At 47.6% G+C, this 6338-nt stretch carries 5 protein-coding genes and 1 tRNA gene; 3 read left to right on the top strand and 3 right to left on the bottom strand.

Annotated features, from left to right (window positions below):
• A partial coding sequence (locus AC3DOM_RS06190; protein WP_487918160.1) for a glycosyltransferase occupies positions 1-1015 on the bottom strand: 1015 nt, incomplete at its 3' end.
• Between the two features lie 118 nt (positions 1016-1133).
• Here AC3DOM_RS06190 and AC3DOM_RS06185 point away from each other — a divergent pair.
• The 3 genes from AC3DOM_RS06185 (at position 1134) to AC3DOM_RS06175 (ending at position 2613) form a co-directional block, all read left to right on the top strand.
• Positions 1134-1206: transfer RNA gene (locus AC3DOM_RS06185), tRNA-Thr, on the top strand.
• 134 nt (positions 1207-1340) lie between these two features.
• On the top strand, positions 1341-1733 hold the full coding sequence (locus AC3DOM_RS06180) for an SRPBCC domain-containing protein (protein ID WP_487918159.1): 393 nt from the start codon (positions 1341-1343) through the stop codon (positions 1731-1733).
• Entirely contained in the window at positions 1720-2613 is an 894-nt protein-coding gene (locus AC3DOM_RS06175) for an alpha/beta fold hydrolase (protein ID WP_487918158.1), read from the top strand. The genes AC3DOM_RS06180 and AC3DOM_RS06175 overlap by 14 nt, the downstream gene beginning before the upstream one ends.
• Positions 2614-2629: 16 nt before the next feature.
• Here AC3DOM_RS06175 and AC3DOM_RS06170 read toward each other — a convergent pair whose 3' ends face one another.
• On the bottom strand, positions 2630-4639 hold the full coding sequence (locus AC3DOM_RS06170; RefSeq protein WP_487918157.1) for a (Fe-S)-binding protein: 2010 nt from the start codon (positions 4637-4639) through the stop codon (positions 2630-2632).
• A gap of 176 nt (positions 4640-4815) precedes the next feature.
• Positions 4816-6177, bottom strand: a complete 1362-nt coding sequence (locus AC3DOM_RS06165) for an MFS transporter (protein ID WP_487918156.1) — start codon at positions 6175-6177, stop codon at positions 4816-4818.
• Positions 6178-6338: the final 161 nt, after the last annotated feature.

Genomic DNA, 6338 nt, shown 5'->3' with positions numbered 1-6338 from the left:
ATGCAATCACCGGCGTCCCACAAGCCATGGCTTCCAAAGCCACCAACCCGAAGGATTCGTAATGAGAGGGCATCACCAAGATCTCTGCCGCTGAATAATAATATGGCAATGAATCCTGGGCGCGTTTGCCCAAAAAGAGCATCATCTGTCCCAAACAAAGTTCGTCAGATAATTCCTGCAAACGGGTCATCTCCTCTGACATTTCTTCGCGTGCCACGTCCGGATCGCCGCCAATTATGGCCAGGTTAAATGGGTTCGATGCATCATGCATTCCCAAAATTGCGACAGCCTTCATCAGCGAATCAATCCCCTTAAGCGGCTCAATCCGTCCGACAAAAAGAACCAGACATTGATCGGGGGAAACGCCGATATACTCCCGGGCCTCATCTTCGGGAATCGGGTAAAAATGCTCCGTATCCACACCGGGCGGGATAATGACCATCTTTCTACTATTGGCCTGATACAAAAACTGAAGCTGGGATTTTTCTGCTGTCGTGGCGACGATCAACCGATCTGCATTTGTGATGACTTTCTTCTCACCATCCACGCGGAACTCCCCATCCCTTTCCTCGTCATTTCGCGCGATACGATTTTTCATTGCCCCCAGAGTATGGAACATGTGGACAATCGGTATATTCCAGACATCCTTTAGGATTCCTGCGGCAATACCAGACATCCAATAATGGCTATGGATCAGATCGTAATGAATATTCTTTTCAGCAGCAAAACGTAATATCCCTGCGGCAAATTCGGGGATATGCGCGGCCAGATCATCCTTTGAGAGGGGAACTTCAGGTCCAGCCGGGATGTGAACAACACGATTCCCAAATCCGAGATCGTGGAGCACATGCGGGACATGTTCGTCCTGCGAACGGGTAAAGACATCCACGTGTACCCCCATCCGCCCCAACTGACGGGTCAGATCCCGGACGTAGACATTCATCCCGCCGGTGTCCTTCCCGCCAAGGGTGGCCAGGGGACAGGTGTGATAGGAGAGCATCGCTATTCTAAGCATTATTGGTAATCCTGATTGCAATTGACAGTCATCGTTATTATGACTGTCATCCCTGCCTAAACCTTTCTTGGCAGTTGTAAACTGTACTGGTATAATCTTCGCCGCTGTAGAGCACAACGCCACCGTAGCTCAGTTGGTAGAGCAGACGCTTCGTAAGCGCCAGGTCATGGGTTCGACTCCCATCGGTGGCTCAGAAACAGTTCCTGATTTGGAACTGTTTTTTATTATCTCAATCCGGTTGAATTTGGAGATAAAATGAATTATAGTTCATTTAGTGCCAGAAAAATTGCTGGACATTTATTAATTGAATTCGATGAGGTAAATTATGGGAATAAATTTTGAAATTTCAGATCTAATTCCGGCTCCACCTAAGGTGGTATTCAATGCGTGGCTCAGTTCCGATGAGCACTCCAAGATGACAGGTGGGCAGGCAAAAGTTTCCGCTACCAATGGTGAGACTTTTGAAGCATGGGATGGATATATCCAGGGAAAGAATCTCGAGTTGGATTCGCCCAGTCGCATCCTTCAAAATTGGCGAACAAGCGAGTTTGAGGACTCTGATCAGGATTCCCTCCTTGAAATTTTGCTTGAAGCCGAAGGGAAAGGAACCAGGATCACCATTCGACATTCCAATCTTCCAGAGCATGGGATGCAATATCACCAGGGCTGGTTTGATTCCTATTTTGATCCGATGAAGGAATATTTTGAAGAAAAATAATCTAACTCAGCAAAACCGCACAGATCAAAATATGCAATTAGGAGATGGCCGCACACTTGGGTTCGCCGAATATGGCCCTCCAAAGGGAACTCCAATTTTTTATTTCTCAGGCGGAAATAGCTCTCGCCTTGAAGGTCAATGGTTTGAAGAAGCTGCAAATAAGAATAATATCCGACTGATTGTTCCAGATCGTCCCGGATTTGGAATATCAACCTTTGATCCAATGCGTAAACTGCTGGATTGGCCAGACGATATTCTTGCCCTGGCAGATTATTTGGGCATCGGTAAATTTTCTGTATTCGGGTTATCAGGGGGTGGACCGCATGTGTTGGCGACCACCTACAAAATCCCCGCCAGAATCAAGAAAGCTGCCATCATCAGTGGGACTGCTCCCCCGGAGATGCCTGATCAATATCAGGGGATGTGGCCGCCAGTTCGGTTAATCTTTCTGACTGCTAAAAAATTCCCGCCCGTTAATCGTTTTTTACTCAAGCAAATGGCAGGATTTTACAGCAATAAGGAGCAGATGCTCAAACGAATGAAACAGGCCATGCCAATACCCGATGTTGATTTAATCGAGAGAAGGCCGGATATTATCGAAATATTTACTGAATCAACCAAAGAGGCCCATCGGGATGGAATCCAGGGGGATGCCTTGGAGTGGCAAATCTATGTCCACCCCTGGGGTTTCGAACTTGGTGAAATAAACCTAGAGGTCAAGCTCTGGTATGGGATATATGATCAACAGGTACCCGTCGCAATGGGAAGGTATCTGGCCGATCAATTGCCAAGGGCCACACTGGTTGAAGTGGAAAATGGCGGACATTTTTCTACCATTAATAATCATATTGATGAAATATTTGAATATCTTAAGGCCTAACTTCCATCCGCGCCATTTATTTCAATCGTTTGGCTACAATTTCGGCTACATCCATCACCTGCATTTCACTACCCGCATCCTTTGCGGCATCGTTCATCATGATCATGCAGAATGGGCAGCCGACTGCCAAAATTCCGGCTTTGGTTTTTTCAGCTTCACGGAAGCGATTATCCTTGACGGCCTCAGTGCCATGCTCCTCCTCTTTCCACATTTGGGCACCGCCAGCGCCACAGCAAAATGATTGATTGCCCGACCGTGGCATTTCGACCAGCTTCGCTCCATTATGCTGAAGTATGCTGCGAGGATCAATGAGGATATCGTTCTGCCGCCCCAAATAGCAGGGGTCATGGAATGTGACCATCTCTTCCAGCATATTTCCATTCATTTCCAGTTGTCCATTGCCGATCAATTCATTGATCAGGGTCGTGTGATGAACCACTTCAAGTTCGCCGCCAAAGGCCGGATATTCGTTTTTAATTGTATGCAGGCAATGAGGGCAGGTCGTCAGAATCTTCTGGATCTGGATTTCATTGAACAGGGCGACATTATTGGTTGCCAGTTCTGAGAAAAGATATTCATTGCCAGCCCTACGCGCAGAATCGCCGGTGCAGGTCTCTTTTTTACCTAAAACGGCATAGTCCACACCAGCGTGATTAAGGATCTCTGCAAAGGCACGGGCAGTCTTTTGGGCACGTGAATCTGTCGAAGGTCCGCATCCAACCCACCATAGATATTCGGGGTTGGGATTTTGCTCAACGGTTGGGACATCCAGCCCCTCAGCCCATTTCATGCGTTCTTCCGAGGGTACATTCCAGGGGTTGGCGGTACGCTCCATGCCCCGGAAGGCTGTCTGCAGCGTCTCGGGGAATTTGTTTTCCATCAGCACCAGGCCGCGACGAATATCGAGGATATCACGCATCGGTTCGTTCCCCACCGGGCAAATATCTATGCAGGCAGCGCAGGAAGTACACGCCCAAACAGCCTCCTCAGTGATGACTGAATCGATCAGGCGGATACTGCCGGAATCACCCGCGGCAACTTTATCGCCTTCGTAATTCAATAAATAGCGTTTATTGATCTCCATCGCAGCCGGTGAGAGCGCCTTGCCGGTTTGGTTCGCCGGGCAAACCTCTGTGCAGCGGTTGCACATGATACAGGCGTAGGCATCGACAAACTGCTCGTAACCGAGATCCTCGAGATAGATCGCACCAAATTGCTCAACACTTTCGTCTTCAAAATCCAGCGCAGTGAGTTCGCCCATCGAGCGTCGCTCCGGCTTGAGCAGAAAATTCAACGGAGCAAAAAAGAGATGAATATGTTTTGACCAGGGCAAATAGGGCAGAAAAAATAGTACCAATCCCTGTGTGATCCAGAATGAGAGATGGATCCCGATCTCAAGATTGGCACCGCTCCAACCGCCCCATAATGAGGCCACACTCGAGGCCATCGGTTGCCAGGGGTCTGTATGTGCACTGGATGCAATCAGGAAGCTCTCGCCCAAAAAGCGAAAGCCAACATGCATAAATGTGAATGCGCCAACAATGGCAGAATCCCGTAATATCCCGGAGCGCGCTTTTGGGTGAAGGAGGGTATCCTCGCTTTGCAAAAGTACCCGTGATTTAAAAATAAAGCGGCGGGAAAACATATAGAGAATTCCGACCGCGACACTTACTGTGAAAATATCTGCCCCCAATCGAAATATATCATCCAAAATTTCATCCCCGAAGAGTTTAAAATCCGGGAAATATCCCCCAACCACGTCCTGAAGATTAACTAACAAATAGTAGGAAAAACCCCAGGCAATAAGAGCGTGAAAGAAGCTTGCTCCAATGCGGAGTTTCCAGGTGGGTTCCAGGCTGATAAATTTGACTGCCGCTGCGGCCAGCCTTCCAGGGATCAACTTCCAATCAGGCTGCCCCTTCCCTGCGCTGATGATGCGGAAAATCCGATAAAAGCCTCGCCAGGCAAAATAACCACTGACGACCAAACCCAATCCAAAAATGATCTTTTCAATAAGGGAAAGCATTCAAGCTCCTTGATTTTTTGAATATTATACCTTTTTAGCCCATTTTGTCTATTTACCAATAAATCTCTCGTTTTCAAAATCATTTTAATAAATATCAAAATATCTGGCCTTCGATTTTCGGCAGCCAGATCCTTCAACTTCAAAATAGTATTCAATATGCAATTTATCTCTCCTGATTATTTTTCTCCCCCCATACCATGATCTGGCAAGAGCGTTTCGATCTGGCGAATTGGCTTGACCAGATATCCGAGCAATCCATTGAAAATGGCCATCCCTCCACCAATGATGATCACAAAGCCAATCCCTGCTCCAGGACCCGTACCCAAAACACTCCCCAGCGTATTCGAGAGTGATCCCCCAGGCATCAAAGCTGGCTCAAAAATATTATCAGCCAGCCAGCCTGCGACGAGTTGTCCCAGAGGGTATGAGACCGTGGAAATCGCATATTCAATCCCAAAGATTCGCCCCTGCAAATCGGGCTCAACCTTTGCCTGTAGAATGGCAATATAGGCACTGTTGATGATCGGATTAAATACAGCCATTAAAAATGAACCCAGCAACCAAAAGGGAATTGACCAGGCTGATCCATAAATAAATGCACCAAATAGACCCCAAAGTATAAAGCTCATATTTATCATATGGATGCGTTTCCTGGGACCTCCCCAAAAACTCATGATCAGCCCACCGACCAGGAATCCGACCGATCCCGCAGATTGCGACATCCCAAGAATAGTCGAGTTATCACCAGTTTTAGAAAGGATCATCGGTGACATCAGCGGATATCCAAATGACGCATGGATATTCGAAAGGGTAAAAAGGAGAAAAATCGCAATCAGGCTTTTGCGATTTAAAATATAACGGAATCCATGCATTGTCTCTGCCCAGACAGATCCCTTTCCAATCTGGGCTTCCTCGGATGGCCTGGGCTGGGGAATAAAAACAATCATCAGCGTAAAAAGGGCAATCCCAAAGGTGATCAGATCGATCACCATGATGACGGGGATATCGACGACTGCGAGGAGTGTGCCAGCAAGCAATGGCGCAGCAATCCCGGAAGCCGAACCGACGACAGAGCGCATTCCATTTGCGCGAGCATATTGCTCTTTTGGAACCATCGTCGTCACAACCGCAGAGTAAGCCGGGTATTGAAATGCACCAAAGACGCTGGACAATGCACCGGTAGCATAAAGATGCCAAATCTCGGCCTGGTCAGTAGTGAAAAGATAAAGCAGGATCAGGGTTGCCAGAGCCGCGCCCGCATCCGAAAGGGCCAGGACCAATTTGCGGTTCCAGCGGTCGATCAATGTCCCCGCAAATGGACTCAGGATCACGCCCGGAATAAATGTGATCACCCCAACCATTACCAGACCAGTGGCTGTCCCGGTTAATTTCCAGGCCCAGAGCGTGAGGGCAAAATTGGTCATCCGTGTGGCGAATATCGAAACAAATTGCCCTACCCAAAGAATATAGAAGGCTCGCATCCCTTGATATGAGTTTTTGGTAGAAGGAGGTGCTGATGAGTTTTTAATAGCCGCCATGTAAAAAATTCTATCACAGGGGAGGCTGCATAGATGGGTTCAAAATCATCCAGATTTCAAGAATAAGGGGAGGTTTTATCAAACTAAAGGATCAGATTCGCCATCAGATAATCCAGAAATTCAGCAATGATCTATGCTACACTTATTTATTATTTGAGCAA

It is taken from the genome of Candidatus Desulfolinea nitratireducens, from assembly GCF_982879505.1.
The sequence above is the reverse complement of the archived record's forward strand: the minus strand, read 5'-3'. Positions and strand labels throughout refer to the sequence as shown.